The 14,393-nt window shown below is 60.6% G+C and carries 13 protein-coding genes; 3 read left to right on the forward strand and 10 right to left on the reverse strand.

Translation table 11 applies throughout. From position 1 onward, the window contains the following. Window positions 1–67: 67 nt before the first annotated feature. Window positions 68–235 (forward strand): hypothetical protein, encoded by a 168-nt coding sequence (locus J5286_RS09650; protein WP_165936891.1) that lies wholly within the window; start codon window positions 68–70, stop codon window positions 233–235. A gap of 129 nt (window positions 236–364) precedes the next feature. Further along, window positions 365–1,033: an HAD-IA family hydrolase gene (locus J5286_RS09655; protein ID WP_280638460.1), complete on the forward strand. Its 669-nt coding sequence runs from the start codon at window positions 365–367 to the stop codon at window positions 1,031–1,033. Window positions 1,034–1,103: 70 nt separating this feature from the next. Here the strand turns inward: J5286_RS09655 and J5286_RS09660 are convergent, their stop codons facing one another. The 6 genes from J5286_RS09660 to J5286_RS09685 form a co-directional block, all read right to left on the reverse strand. After that, a complete protein-coding gene (locus J5286_RS09660) occupies window positions 1,104–2,429 on the reverse strand; it encodes an ABC transporter substrate-binding protein (protein ID WP_209190137.1) in 1,326 nt (441 codons plus the stop codon). Between the two features lie 82 nt (window positions 2,430–2,511). Then, on the reverse strand, window positions 2,512–3,363 hold the full coding sequence (locus J5286_RS09665; protein ID WP_112949450.1) for a carbohydrate ABC transporter permease: 852 nt from the start codon (window positions 3,361–3,363) through the stop codon (window positions 2,512–2,514). Further along, window positions 3,360–4,295 carry a carbohydrate ABC transporter permease gene (locus J5286_RS09670; RefSeq protein WP_209190138.1) on the reverse strand — a complete coding sequence of 312 codons (936 nt, stop codon included), beginning with the start codon at window positions 4,293–4,295 and terminating at the stop codon, window positions 3,360–3,362. Before J5286_RS09670 ends, J5286_RS09665 begins: the two co-directional genes overlap by 4 nt. After that, on the reverse strand, window positions 4,288–5,388 hold the full coding sequence (locus J5286_RS09675) for an ABC transporter ATP-binding protein (RefSeq protein ID WP_209190139.1): 1,101 nt from the start codon (window positions 5,386–5,388) through the stop codon (window positions 4,288–4,290). Before J5286_RS09675 ends, J5286_RS09670 begins: the two co-directional genes overlap by 8 nt. Window positions 5,389–5,635: 247 nt before the next feature. Further along, window positions 5,636–7,147, reverse strand: coding sequence for an arabinosylfuranosidase ArfA (arfA, locus tag J5286_RS09680; protein WP_209190140.1), 1,512 nt, complete (start codon window positions 7,145–7,147; stop codon window positions 5,636–5,638). A gap of 107 nt (window positions 7,148–7,254) precedes the next feature. After that, window positions 7,255–8,181 carry an ArsR/SmtB family transcription factor gene (locus J5286_RS09685; RefSeq protein ID WP_018898037.1) on the reverse strand — a complete coding sequence of 309 codons (927 nt, stop codon included), beginning with the start codon at window positions 8,179–8,181 and terminating at the stop codon, window positions 7,255–7,257. Window positions 8,182–8,374: 193 nt separating this feature from the next. Between J5286_RS09685 and J5286_RS09690 the strand changes: the two genes are divergently transcribed. After that, entirely contained in the window at window positions 8,375–8,722 is a 348-nt protein-coding gene (locus tag J5286_RS09690) for a hypothetical protein (RefSeq protein WP_209190141.1), read from the forward strand. 239 nt (window positions 8,723–8,961) lie between these two features. Here J5286_RS09690 and fabI read toward each other — a convergent pair whose 3' ends face one another. The 4 genes from fabI to J5286_RS09710 form a co-directional block, all read right to left on the reverse strand. Next, window positions 8,962–9,744, reverse strand: a complete 783-nt coding sequence (fabI, locus tag J5286_RS09695; protein ID WP_209190142.1) for an enoyl-ACP reductase FabI — start codon at window positions 9,742–9,744, stop codon at window positions 8,962–8,964. Window positions 9,745–9,771: 27 nt separating this feature from the next. After that, entirely contained in the window at window positions 9,772–10,971 is a 1,200-nt protein-coding gene (locus tag J5286_RS09700) for an acetate/propionate family kinase (protein WP_209190143.1), read from the reverse strand. 4 nt (window positions 10,972–10,975) lie between these two features. Then, on the reverse strand, window positions 10,976–11,941 hold the full coding sequence (locus tag J5286_RS09705) for a phosphate acetyltransferase (RefSeq protein WP_209190144.1): 966 nt from the start codon (window positions 11,939–11,941) through the stop codon (window positions 10,976–10,978). A 61-nt stretch (window positions 11,942–12,002) separates the two neighbouring features. After that, complete coding sequence (locus tag J5286_RS09710) at window positions 12,003–14,252, reverse strand: DUF3141 domain-containing protein (protein ID WP_209190145.1); 2,250 nt, start codon at window positions 14,250–14,252, stop codon at window positions 12,003–12,005. Between the last annotated feature and the right edge of the window lie 141 nt (window positions 14,253–14,393).

A 14,393-nucleotide genomic window follows, 5' to 3' on the forward strand; every position in this document is an offset into this window, starting at 1 on the left:
CAAGCTGACCGCTATTGACGCTCTTCCAAAAATAGAACATAACAAGAACAAATAGCGAGGTAAGCGTATGACAAGAACTGAGGAAGTCATAGCAAACGCATTGGCGGTCGTGGCCGCGTCGCGGGCGGAGCGAGAGCGCGATGCCGAACGACGACGCCGCGTTTTCGGCAAGATCGAAATCGGCCTGCCGCTCCCCAAGATCAAGGGGCAGCAACTCAGCCTGGATCTACACTGATCCGCGCTTGGAGCTCGGGTTTTCTCTTTCTGCACGGTTTCAATGTCAGGGCGGATCGGGTATCCCCGCTGGCGAGAAAACGAAGATGGGCAAGCACGTTTGTCCGTCACAGATGAGAAAGCTCGTCCATTGTCGGATACCACGCCTTCCTGCTTCGACCGCCCCTACTCCGCCTTCCTTTTCGACATGGACGGCACGATCCTGAGCTCTCTTCTCGCCGCCGAGCGCGTCTGGGGCGCATGGGCCGCGCGGCAGGGGCTTGATGTCGAGGCATTCCTTCCGACCATGCACGGCGCGCGTGGCGTCGATACGATCGCCAAGCTGAACCTGCCGGGTGTTGATCCGGTCGCGGAAGCCGCCGCCATCACCGAAGCCGAGATCAACGATGTCGAAGGCGTTTTCGCGCTGCCGGGCGCTGCAGCGTTCCTCGCCGCGCTGCCGACCGACCGCTGGGCGATCGTCACCTCGTCGCCGCTTCGGCTGGCCCACAAGCGCCTGGAAGCAGCCGGCCTGCCGATCCCGAAGTTCATCGTGACCGCCGAGGATGTCGAGATCGGCAAACCCAATCCGCAATGCTACATCCTGGGCGCCGAGCGTCTGGGCTTCAGCCCGAGCGAATGCCTGGTGTTCGAAGACGTGCAGGCGGGTATCCTCGCGGGCGAAGCCGCCGGCTCCGATGTTCTGGTCATTACGGCGACGCAGCACCACGATATTGAGACCTCGCATCCAACACTTCATTCCTACGAGGACGTTAAGGTCCGGATCTACGAGGACGGCAAGATCGGCCTTGGCAAGTAAACAAAAACGAAAATGCCCGCCGCGAGACCTGCGGCGGGCATCTGCTCTTCGGCTCGGGAGAGAGTGAGCCTTAGATGTTGGCGAGCAACTCGTTGATGCGCGACTCCATGTCGGTAAGCGCGGCATCGACGTCCTTCTGACCGGTAATCGCGGCGCTCATTTCCTGGCCGATGATGTCCTGGATCGCGAACTGACGCTGGACGGTCGAGGGCAATGCCGTGCCGAGCGTCGCGATCGAGGCGATCGTGTCGCGATGCGGCAGCGCCTTGAACTCCTTGGAGTCGAGAACAGCCTTGACCGCCGGCAGGTGTCCGGTGCGCGACCAGTCGAAATCATTGTCGTGGAAGAACTTCAGGAACTTGCCGATCGCGGCATTTTCCTCATCGGAACGATCCTTGGTCGACACGGCCCAGCTATGGCCATCCGCATACTGCGCCTTCTTGCCGGCGAAGAGCTGCGGATACGGGTAGACGGCGTAGCCGCCCTTGTTGAGCGCCGTGCCTGCCGTTTCGGATGAGGCGTTGTAATCGCCGATAACCCAGGTGCCGTTCAGATGCACGCCGCCTTCGCCGGCGAGGAAGGCATTGATGCTGGCGGCGTAGTCGAGATCCTTGACCGTGTCGCCATTGTCGTAGATCGCCTTGTACATCTCGAGCACCTTCTTGGCCTCGGGCGTATTGATCTTCACCTGCTTCGGATCCGCGAAGAAGGCGGAATCCTGCTGGAAGAGATAGGTGTAGAGGTTGCGCGTGTAGAGCGCGACTTCGTTGGCGAGGTTCTGAACGAAGTAGGGCTTGCCGGTCTTTTCCTTGAACTGCTTGGCCTGAGCGAGCAGCTCTTCCGGGCTGGTTGGCAGCTTCGGCGTGCCGTCGGCGTTGACCAGTTCCGCCTTTTTGAAGAGGTCCAAGTTGATGTGGTAGAGCATGGTCCAGTTGTCGATCGGCAGGCCGTAGATCTTGCCGTCCTTGGTCACGCCACCGAGGCTGGCGTCGGTGAAATCGGTCGGCGCGACGCCGACGGACTTCAGCACGTCATCGAGCGGCATGATCAGGCCCTTGCTCTGATAGTCCGCGAGAACCGACTGGTGGATGGTGACGATATCGGGCGGATCGCCGGCGGCAAACTGCGCGGTCAACTGATCATACCCCGGCCATTCGACCGTGGTCACTGTAACGTGCACATCGGGATTGTCGGCGTTGAACTTGTTGATCAGCGACGTGATGATGCCGCACTCGCCGACCGCCTTGCTGACATCGGTGTTCTTGCCCCAATCGGCATCGCAGGCGCCGAAGAAGCGCTGCACCGTGAGCTCGGTTGCGGCGAATGCCGGCGACGCGCCGACGAGCGCGATCACGGACGCCGCCGCCAGCATGTATTTCCTGAAATGATATGTCATGCCCTTCTCCTCCTCTTTGGGGCTTTGCCCCTTTGGCTGGCCTCCTCCCCGGAAGCCGGTTGCAACTTCATCGCGTCTAGCCTCAGCGCACAGCGGCGCCGGAGACTGCCGTGACGATGTATTTCTGGAAAAACAGGTAGAGAACGAGGATCGGCGCGCTGGCAAAGACCGCCTGCGACATCAGGAAACCGAGGCCTTCCGACTGCGCGAAGTTGGTCTGTGTCGAGGCGATGCCGACCGTCAGCGTATACATTTCCTTCTTGGTGCCCGAGATCAGCGGCCAGAAGTAGTCGTTCCAGGCGCCGAGGAAGGTGAAGATGCCGAGCGTCGCCTGCGCGGGAACCGTCAGCGGCAAAAGCACCTTCCAGAAGATCTTGAAGCGGCTGGCATTGTCGAGCAGTGCCGCCTCGTCGAGCTCCTTCGGGATGGCGCGGAAATACTGTGTCATCAGGAACACGCCGAAAGGCGCCGACAGGCCGGGCAGGATCAGCCCGTGATAGGTATTGTGGAACTTCAGCCAGCTGAACAGCTGGTGGCGGGCGATCAGCACCGCCTGTTCCGGAACCGCCAGCCCCAGCAGCACGATGATGAACAGCGTGTTGCGATAGGGAAAGTTCAGCCGCGCGAAACCGTAGCCTGCGAGCGACGAGAGCACCAACGTGCCTATGGTGAGCCCGCCGGCGACGATCACGCTGTTCAGCACCCAGCGGAAGACCGATGAGGTCGCCAGGATGTTGATATAGTTGTTGATCGTATAGGGCGCGTTGAAGACGGAGTTCATGTCCGCCATCAGTTCCTTGTTATCCTTCAGCGAAAGGCCGATCACCCACAGCACCGGCGCAAGCATGACCAGCGCGCAGAGGATGGCGAGGAAGAGGATCACGCGGTCACCCAGCGAACGGCCGACCATATTGCCACCTGTTGCGACACTCATCCTTCTTCTCCCTTCCGGCGCGAAATGACGTACTGCGCCATGGCAGCGATAAGGATCAGCATGAAGAGGATTTCTGAAGCCGCAGCGCCCAGCCCGAGATCCCATTTGGTGAAGGCCGCTTCGTAAATGTAGAAGACGATCGGCTTGGAGGCATTGTTCGGGCCGCCCATGGTCATCAGCTTGGCCTGGCCGAACAGCTGGAACTGCAGGACGATCTGGATGATCACGACCAGCGCGAAGGTGCGGCGGATCGAGGGCAGCGTGATATACCAGAGCGTGCGCCAGCGGCTGGCATTGTCGAGCGCCGCCGCCTCGTAGATATCACCGGGGATTTGCTGCAAGGCGGAGAGGAAGAGCATCATCGGCAGGCCGATACACCACCAGATGGTCGCGATCGCGATACCGATCATCGCTAACTTCGGATCGGACAAAAACGCTGGCGGCGTGGCGCCGAACCAGCCGTAGATGGTGGCGAGCAGGCCGAAATTGCCGATGAAGACGATGCGCCAGATCAGTGTGACGATGGTGACAGACAGAACCGACGACGAGAAGTAGATCGTGCGCAGGGCCGCGGCCGTCCGCGTCTTGCGGTTCAAGGCGAGCGCCAGCATCAGGCCGATGATGGCGAGCGCAGGCACGGTGAGCAGCACGAAGTAAAAGGTGTTGCCGATCGCCTGGATAAAGATCTTGTCGCGAAACAGCCGGAAGTAATTGTCGATGCCGACGAAGCGGCCGACGCCGAAGGCATCCGCCTTGTGCAGGCTGAGCCAGATGCCCCAGAAAAGCGGCACGACCAGCAATGTCACGAAGAAGAAGAGATAGGGCAGAACGAAGACCGCGTTGCGCCAGAGCGGCGCGTTGATGTTCTGCACCTTCAGGCGCGCGGAAGCCTTGGTGAGCGTTCCGGTGCCTGACAGCGTTGTCTCAGCCATGGCCCGGCTCCTCATTGTGCCAGCCGCGACCCTCGGCATCGAAGAGATGCGTCCTGCTGCCATCGAGCGTCAGCCCCACCTCGTCGCCGATCGCGACGCGGCTGTTGCCGATATCCTCGGCGACAACGACGCTGCCGTCCTTCAGCCTGGTATAGAGCAGCGTACGGTCGCCAAGGCGCTCAAGCACATCGACCTTGCCCGTCGTGGTGGCCGGAACGCCGTTTGCGAGCTTCACCGCCTCGGCGCGGATGCCGAGCGCATGGCTGCCGCCTTTGAGGCCGGCGGCGCGGATGGCGGTCTTGAGCTGCGTGCCATCAGGCAGGCTGGCGCTGACGAAGCCGCTCTCTTCGGAGATCCCAACGTCGAGGAAATTCATCGTCGGCGAGCCGACGAAGGTGGCGACGAAGCGGCTGGCCGGACGGGAATAGATCTCCATCGGCGAGCCGATCTGCTCGATCTTGCGGTTGTTCATGACGACGATGCGGTCGGCGAGCGTCATCGCCTCGATCTGGTCGTGCGTCACGAAGATCATCGTGGACTTCACACGGTTGCGAAGCTGCGCGAGTTCGACGCGGGTGCGCACGCGCAGCGCCGCATCGAGGTTCGACAAGGGTTCGTCGAACAGGAATGCCTTCGGTTCCTTGACGATGGCGCGGCCGATGGCGACGCGTTGGCGCTGGCCGCCCGAGAGCTGGCCAGGCTTGCGCTCCAGAAGATGGCCGATCTCCAGCATGCGGGCGGCTTCCGCCACGCGTGCCGAAATCACGTCGGCCGGCACGGCGATGTTGCGCAGGCCGAAGGCCATGTTGTCGGCAACCGTCATGTGCGGATAGAGCGCGTAGCTCTGGAAGACCATGGCGATGTCGCGCTGGCCGGGTGGCAGCGTATCGATACGCTCGCCGTTGATCGAGATCGTGCCTTCATCGACGCTCTCTAGCCCGGCGATCATCCTCAGAAGCGTGGATTTCCCGCAGCCGGAGGGGCCGAGGAAGACCATGAACTCGTTGGCCTTGATCGACAGCGAGAGGCCGTCGAGCACGGTCATCGAGCCGTAGCGCTTACTGACATTGATGATTTCGATATTCGCCGTCATCCGGCTGCTCCCAAGCTGCAGTCAGAATCCGAAAATTCGATATGAACACATGACTGGCACGAAACGGCGCGAATGGCGCCTGCTCTGGCAAGCAGGCCGCCTTCCGTCCATGATGGTGCCAAAACAGAAGCAGTTGCTCCCATCTTCTCCTCCCAGTGGCACGTCAAATCTGGTGCGCCGACGTTAAATCATACAATTACGATGTCAACATATCTTCGATATGTATCAGCTATCGTGATTTAATTGATCAGGCCTGCAGCCGGATCACGCGATAAGACAATGGCGCGATCTTCGCCGTCAGCTTTCCATCGACGAATGTCGAGCCGCTGGCCTTCACCGGCACCACATTGTCGGGCTTTTCGGCCGTGTTGGTGATAGTGAGATCCGAATGGGCGACGACCTGGTCGTCGATGACCTTGAGGTTGCCGAATTCAAGCAGGCTGGCGTCGAGATCGAGCGCTTCCGTGCCGTGGCGGTTGACGATGAAGAAGGTGACGGTCTTGGCGTCCTTGTCGTGGACGGCCGAGACGTCGAGATAGGGAACGCTGCCGACATCCTCGACCTCGTAAGCGGGGCTGTCGACCATCAGCTTCAGCGCCGTGCCGCGGCCATAGACGGAAGCGAAGTAGTACGGATAAAAGATCGTCTGGCGCCATGCGGCACCACTCGGCGTCGTCATGATCGGAGCGATGACGTTGACCAGCTGCGCCAGGCAGGCGATCTTCACGACATCGGCGCGGTTGATGAAGGTGTTGAGGATGCAGCCGACCTGCAGCACGTCCTCGAAATTGTAGTCGTCCTCGAGCAGCGCCGGGGCATGCGGCCAGCCGTTGGCGCCGGCGAGCGTTGCCTTGTCGCGCTCCTTGGAATGATACCAGACGTTCCACTCGTCGAAGGAGATGTAGACGTCCTTGGTCGAGCGCTTCTTCGCCTTGATGTAGTCGATGACGCCGGCAACCGTACCGATGTAGTTGTCGAGCTCGATGCTACGGGCCAGATAATTGGCCGTGTTCTTGGCGCGGTTCTCGAAATACATGTGCAGCGAGATGTAATCGACCTCGTTGTAGGTGTGATCGAGAACGGTCGCTTCCCATTCCGGATAGGTCGGCATGTGGGCATTGGACGAGCCGCAGACGACCAGCTCCAGTGAGCTGTCGAAGGCGCGCATGGCCTTGGCGGTCTCATGCGCCAGGCGGCCATATTCGTCGGCTGTCTTGTGTCCGATCTGCCAAGGGCCGTCCATTTCGTTGCCGAGGCACCAGAGCTTGACGTCCCAGGGCTCTGAGCGGCCGTTGGCGATGCGCTTGTCGCTCCACTCGCTGCCGCCGGGATGGTTCACATATTCGAGGAAGTTGCGGGCTTCATCGAGGCCGCGCGAGCCAAGGTTGACGGCCAGCATCATCTCGGTTTTGGCGGAGACGCACCATTCGGCGAATTCGTGCATGCCGACCTGGTTGCTCTCGGAGGTGTGCCAGGCAAGGTCGAGACGCGTCGGGCGGCTTTCCTTCGGGCCGATGCCGTCTTCCCAGTTATAGGCCGAAACGAAGTTGCCCCCGGGATAGCGCACGATCGGAACGTTGAGTTCCTTGACGAGATCGATCACGTCCTTGCGCATGCCGTTTTCGTCGGCGGTCGAATGGTCGGGTTCGTAGATGCCGGTGTAGACGGCGCGACCAAGGTGCTCGATGAACGAGCCATACAGGCGCGGGTCGATGTCCGAGATTGTGTATTTGCTGTGCGCGGTGACCGCAGCCTTCATGATATCCTCCACTATATCATTCTTTGTGATCTATATCACAATTTGAGCTGAATAAAGCGGAAGCCTCGGCCGGGGTCAAGGGCAAAATTCAGAAAATCGGGTACAGTCTAGCGTGTTCTGATACGCAGCAGTATGTCCTGGTCATAATTGCCGAAGCCGCGACCGAAAATATTGATGCCGCCAGGGTGCTTGGCGTCGTCGCGAACGCCGATGCGCAGGCGAATCGAGTGATGTTCGTCGAGCTTCAGGTCCGAGAGCGCCACGTCGGAAATGCGCAATCCATCGACGAAGGCGCCCTCGTCGTTGATACGGAAGCTCTTCAGCTTGCCGTACTGCGAACCCTTCAATTTCCACCAATCGGGCGTGAAAACCCCGCGTTTGTCGCCGAAATCGCCAGGTGACGTCCAGGTGCCGATGTCGATGCCATTGACGGTGAGCGTGATATCGGACGGCCAGTCGGCGCTGGTGCCGGGCACTTCCGAGCTCAGCTCCATGACGAACTCGATCTCGCGGATACGGGTGTTTGTCAGCCTGGCATTGTTGGGAAACTGGTATTCGACATGCCCGCGCGTGAACCAGATCAGCGCCGTCTTCATGCGATCCGGATCAAGGAATGTGTTGGGCACGTCGAGCAGACCGATGATGCCATCCACCGAGCAGAGACCGCAAGGTGCCGTCACGTCATAGCTGGTGTAGAGGCCAAGCGGCATCGCCACCTCGATCGCATCCGGTTCGGTTTCCTTGATTTCATTCTTGAAGACGACGAGGATCTCGTCATAGACGCTGTGACAGACCTTCTGGTTGCCCTTGCGCGCCTTTTGGGTCTCGGTGCGGATCAGCCCCGCTTCCTCCAGCATCTGCACGTTAGTCGAGACGCTGGACTGCGGTAGCTCAAGGATATCAGCGATTTCGTTGACGTTGAGCGGCCCCTTTTCATGCAGGAGCTTCAATACGGAAACCCTTGCCGGCGATGCCAGCCCCTTCAAAATGGGCATGCCCTCCTCGGGATCGACGACAAGAAAGTTGCGGCTCATTTGGATCCCGTTCGCGGAAGATGAAATGCGTATTGCTGTTGTATATCGAATATTTTGATTTATTCAATTGCCCGAATTGAAATCGCATGCTTGTTCATGCGTTTCCATTCCCGGCTAATTTTACCGGCTGCGTTTCCGTCGTGGTCATGATCCCATGCTAAGAATGGCTCATCGCAACATGGGGTCGCCGATCTTGAGAGCCACGTTCCGCACGACATTCCTGCTTCTGACCACGCTGGCGCCAACGCTCGTGGCAGCCCAAGGCTGGCAGAACGACGGCCGGGGAACCTCCATATGGAGCGTGGCGCCGTCCGAGGGGCAGTGCAATGTCAGCCAAGCGAAGAACCTCGCGCGGCGGGCCGGTATCATCCGCACCGATATCGTCTATCAGGACAACGACACGCTGACGCTCCGGGGACTGACGGAATGGGGCGAACGCCGCGACATCATTTTCGCCAATGTTCGCGGCTGCCCCGAGATCGGCTTCCAGGATGTGCTGCCCTTGAACCAGCGACAACAAGCGCCAGCGCAGAGGCGCTAACGTCGACGACGGACCTTTCCCGATGCAGACCAGTTGCGGTTGGCCTGCGGTCCGTGAAATGCTAGCCTCCATTCGGAGCACCGCAAGGGCCGGAGCCGGCTACGGGAGGCGGCAGACTTGCCAGCCGTTGCGCGCATGTTCGGTGAAAAGACACGCGATCGGCCGTTCATCCCTTATATCGAAATTCCAGCTTGGGCGGCTTGCTGCCGGAGCTTGATACATCCCGACACGAGAGAGAGTTAGTCGATGATGTGGTATCCACCGTCGATGTAGATCGTGTCGCCAGTGATGAGCCGCGCTGCGTCATGCGCCAGGAATGCCGTCGCCATCCCCACATCGTCGATCGAGACAAGGCTGCGTGCCGGCGCTGTCTCCTGGGCCTTGTTGAGAAGCTCGTCGAACTCCGGAATGCCGGAGGCGGCACGGGTTGCCAGTGGACCGGGCGAAATGGCATGTACCCGAATGCCCTTCGGCCCCAGTTCGGCTGCGATGTAGCGGACGGCGCTCTCCAGTGCGGCCTTGGCAACGCCCATAATGTTGTAGTTCTTCACCACCATCTGGCTGCCGTAATAGGTCATGGTGAACAGTGTGCCGCCCTGCTTCATGAGCGGTTCGGCAAGATGCGCCATCCGGATGAACGACCAGCAGGAAATATCCATGGTCTTCAGAAATCCGTCGTGAGGCACGTCGACAACGCGCCCCTGCAAGGTATCCTTCGGCGAGAAGGCAATGGAGTGCACCACGAAATCGAGCTCACCCCATTGCGCCGTGATGCGCTCGAATACCGCTTCCAGCTGGCCAGGCGCGGAGACGTCGAGCGGCATGAGAATCGGCGCGTCCAATGCCTGCGCGAGCGGCTCGACATGCGGCTTGGCCTTGTCATTTAGATAGGTCACCGCCAGTTCGGCGCCCAGAGCACGGAATGCCCGCGCGCAACCCCAGGCGATCGATTGATCATTGGCGATGCCAACCACCAGTCCGCGCTTTCCTTCAAGAAGCTTAGCCTTCACCGTCGGGATCATCTGCAGCCCTTTCTTCCATCCACATAGCTAGTGCGTGTCGGCAGGCTCCGTCTCGCCAGCGGTGATAAGCGCCAGCGTGTGCCGAGCGATCATCAGCTCCTCGTCGGTCGGGATGACGAAGACTTTGACCCTGCTGTCATCGCTCGACACCAGCAGTTCGCCGGCATTGTTGCGCTCCGTGTCGAGCGATACACTGAGCCAGCCGAGTTTCTTGGCGATCCGTTCGCGCATCGCGGGCGAATTTTCACCGATTCCGGCGGTGAACACGAATGCATCCAGCCCGCTCAACGCGGCCGCAAGCGCGCCGGCATTGAGACCAATGCGATGAACGAAGTGGTCGAGCGCCAGCGCCGCACCGGCCTCTTGGCTGTCGAGCAGATCACGCACATCGTTGCTGATGCCGGAGAGCCCCTTGAGCCCCGATTCCTTGTAGAGCATATCCTGCAGCTGGCTTGCAGACATTCCATGCTGCTCGAGCAAATACAGCAGCACGCCGGGATCGATCTGCCCGCATCGCGTCCCCATCGGTAGGCCGTCGAGCGCCGTGAAGCCCAGCGTGCTCTCCACGCTTCGGCCTTCATAAAGCGCGCACAGCGACGCGCCGCTGCCGAGATGAGCAGCGATGACACGCCTGCTGGCAATATCAGGCGCAATCTCCTCCAGCCGTCCCGCCACATATTCGTAGGACAGGCCGTGAAAACCATAGCGCCTGACGCCCTCCTCGAAATATCGCGTCGGTATCGCATAATGATCGGTCATCGGATCATGCCCGCGATGGAAGGCGGTATCGAAGCAAGCGACCTGCGCCAAGTCAGGCTGTCGTTCCAGCAGTACCCGGATGGGCGCGAGATTGTTGGGCTGGTGCAGCGGCGCAAGCGGGGTGTACCACGCCAATTCCCGCAGCAGACTTTCATCTACCTTCGCCGGTCCAGCATGGTTCGGCCCGCCGTGCACGACCCGGTGGCCGACCGCGATCAGCCGCCCCTCAAGCCGCTCCCGCAACCATTGTCCAACCAAACGCATTGCCGAAGGCAGATCCGGGACGTCCTCGCGCGGATAGTCTTCATTCGCCAGTCGGTCACCCTCAGCGTTCTTTATGGAGAGATGCGGCGCGGTGCCGATCCCATCCATCTTCCCCTTGACCAGTCGCGTGAGCGAGCCAGCAGCAGAGAAGACTTCGAATTTCAGGCTGGATGAGCCGGCATTCACCACCAGTATCGTGTCCATGGCATCAACCGCCCTGTACCGGCGCGGAACGGCGGCGCGCTTCCGCGAGCAATACGCCGACAGCGCAAGAGGCAAGGCGCGTGCGCACCGAATCCGCCCGCGAGGTGAGAACGATCGGCACGCGGGCACCAAGGACGAGGCCCGCCGCATCCGCCCGCGCCATGAAGGTCAGGTTCTTCGCCAGCATGTTGCCGGCCTCGAGATTGGGCACGACGAGGATTTGGGCGTGGCCGGCGACCGGAGAGCGGATGCCCTTTATTCTCGCCGCTTCCGGATCGATTGCATTGTCAAAGGCAAGCGGCCCGTCCAGAATGCCACCCGTTATCTGTCCGCGTTCCGCCATCTTGCAGAGCGCGGCAGCCTCGATCGTCGAGGGGATCTTCGAGGTGACCGTCTCGACGGCCGATAGGATCGCCACACGCGGCGTGCCGAGCCCGATCTGGGTGAAAAGATCGATCGCGTTCTGGATGATATCGCGCTTGGCATCGAGATCCGGCGCGATGTTGATGGCCGCGTCGGTGATGAAGAGCGTTTCCGAATGCCCGGGCACATCCATCACGAAAACGTGGCTGATCCGTCGTGCGGTCCTCAGTCCCGTCGCCGATGATGTGACAGCCCGCAAAAGCTCATCCGTATGCAGGCTTCCCTTCATCAGAAGATTGCCGCCGCCTTCCCTGATGATCTCGACGGCCCTAGCGGCAGCCGCGTCGCTATGCGGGGCATCGACCAGTTCGAACGGCGAAATGTCGAGACCATGCGATCTCGCGACGCCGCGTATTCTCTCAGCAGGGCCAACGAGGACCGGGTGTATCAGTCCGACCTCGGCGGCTTCAATGGCGCCGCGCAGCGATGTCTCATCGCATGGATGGGCAACGACCGTGGTCATGGCGGGAACCTGCTTGGCCTTCGCGATGAGCCGCTCGTACTTCTCGTGCCGGCCGACGTCGCCAACGTTTTCCAAGTTCGACATTTTCACATGCTCCATGCTGGAAGACGCGTTCAAAGCTTGGGTTCTTCAATAATCCAGTCGGCTAGGTTACACGGCGGATAGCCTTGACCGGCGCCGCTTTTGCCGTGGGCGCTGCAGGAGAGACGACCGGCTCTTCGGAAATGTCGAAGATGCCGACAATCCTCTGCCAACGCTGCTCGGCCTCACCGGTCAACGCGCCGCGCGCGTTCAGGACCTCCCGCAGCGAGGACAGCGCCTCACGGCGCACACCATCCTCGGACGGCAACAGCCGGACAATGGCGCTAACGGCCGCCTCCTGATCGATGACAAGCATGAGAAACTGGTCGCGGATCAAAGCCTTGAACTCCGCCAGCGTCATGGCCGGCATCCCATCCTCGACGCGGCGCATCCGGCGGATCGCGGCAAACCCGCGCTCGTCGGCAGCACCATTTGCCATCGCCACGTAGAGCAGGCTACGCGCCAAGCCCTCGCGAAGGCCGCCTCGGTCCATCTGTGCCTTTAGTTCCTCAATCCGCTCTTTCAGGACGCGCGCATGCAACGCTGTCTTGCTTGCCCGCCGCTGTGGCCTGGCGTCCGAACTGTCGATACCGACCGCGGCCTGCAGGAACGGCGATCCATAAACAGAAAGGAACGTCGCCTCGCTCAGCATCTCCACACCCTGCCGCCATGCATCCAGGTTCTCGACGACCTGGCGAGAGACCGCCTGTTCGATTGCCAGGAAGGGATTGCCTGAAGCGACAGGACGGCGCTCTTCGGCCACCTCGGCGGCGAGATCCGCAATCGGCGCCATCAACGGATTGACGTCCGAAAACACCTCGTATTGCAGCCGCAGCGGATGCATCTCGCGAAGGCTGCGGCTCGCCCAATCCGGCACCATGGCGCGCAGGACGGGTTGAAGAAAAGCGCGGTAGCGCGACAGGTTGATGTCCGAGACCTTCGCGACGGTGGCAAAGCGCCGGTCGTCCTCCGGGCCATTGCATCCGAGCGCGCGGATATCATCCAGCGTCCGCGCCTCGCAGCGCATGATCCAATCGCCCTCGACGAGGTCTCCGCCGACGGTTTCATCAGTCTTCGCTTCGAAAATCGCCTCGTACAACCCGGGCGGCAGTGCGTCGATGAGTTCGATATTGCTGGAGAATTCGCCGTGTTCCTTGCGGGCAACGCTTGCGGACACGAAGATCCCGAGATGGCCGATCGTTTCGTGCACGGTATAGACGATCGTCTGCCCGTGCGAGCGTATCTCGTTCACATCGTCGTAGAGGTCCAAAATCCAGCCGAGCGCTTGAGCAGGCGGGGTGACATTGTCACCCTTCGAGCAGAAAACGACGATCGGCGCGCGAATATTGCGAAGATCGATCGCCTCCCCATTCGATGCCTCGATACGGCCAGCGGCAAGATTGTTGCCGACGAAGAGCTCATCCACAATGAACTGGATCTCTTCGGCATTGAGACTGACATGACCGCCCCACCATTGCTCGAAGCCGAGATAGCGCGGTGCCTCGGTGTCGATCTTCGAATACAGATTATACTGCTTGGTCCAGAGCGTATTGGCCGGGTTCTGGTTTTCGAAATTCTGCACGAGCCAGGCACCGTCGAACACTCCGTGGCCGAGATCGCTCGTGAGCGCGGTCAGCCATGTGCCGCCGAGCAGCCCTCCCGTATAGCGCATCGGATACTTGCCGCGCTCACCCGCCCAGTAAGACAGCGGCGCACCGGCGATGATGATCGAGCCGAAGAGTTCGGGCCGCATCGCGGCCAGCATCATCACGGCCCAACCGGCCTGGCAGTTGCCGATGACGCAGGGCTTGGCGTCGGCCTGTGGATGCAGGGCAATGACTTTCTCAAGAAAGATCGCTTCAGCCAGAGCGATGTCTTCGATCGTCTGACCTGCAACCGGCTCCGGAAGGAAGCCAATGAAATAGCAGGGGTGCCCGGCTTTCAGCGCAACGCCGATCTCGCTATCGGCCTTGAACCCGCCGATCCCCGGCCCGTGCCCGGCGCGCGGGTCGACCACGACAAAGGGGCGGCGCAGATCGTCGACCGTCATGTCCTCGGGCGGAAGGATGCGGACCAGCGCGTAGTTGACGGGTCGCTCCAATGTGCGCCCATCCAACACGAGCTCGGGCGTGAAATTGAGCACATGCGGCGCGTTTGCTTTGGCATGCATGCGATACTGGTTGCCGCGCTGTCGCATGACATCCCAAAACAGAACGGAGCGTTGCGCCGCATCCAACGCATAGTCGAACGCAACCGCGGCTGGACCGAATTGAGTGGCGAAATCTGGTGTGGGGAGATGGGAAGAATACCGCATGCCTAATCTCCTGGTTCATCGCTTTTTGGCGATCGCTCAAAGAGCTAATGCAGTGTGAGATTATCTTCGTTATGCATCCGCTCTATGAATGCGCCCTGGCCTTGCAGAGCACTCAGTTATCTCGCACATGCAGCATAGGCA

Origin of the sequence: Rhizobium sp. 16-488-2b (assembly GCF_017741815.1) — a bacterium.
Lineage (GTDB): Bacteria > Pseudomonadota > Alphaproteobacteria > Rhizobiales > Rhizobiaceae > Rhizobium.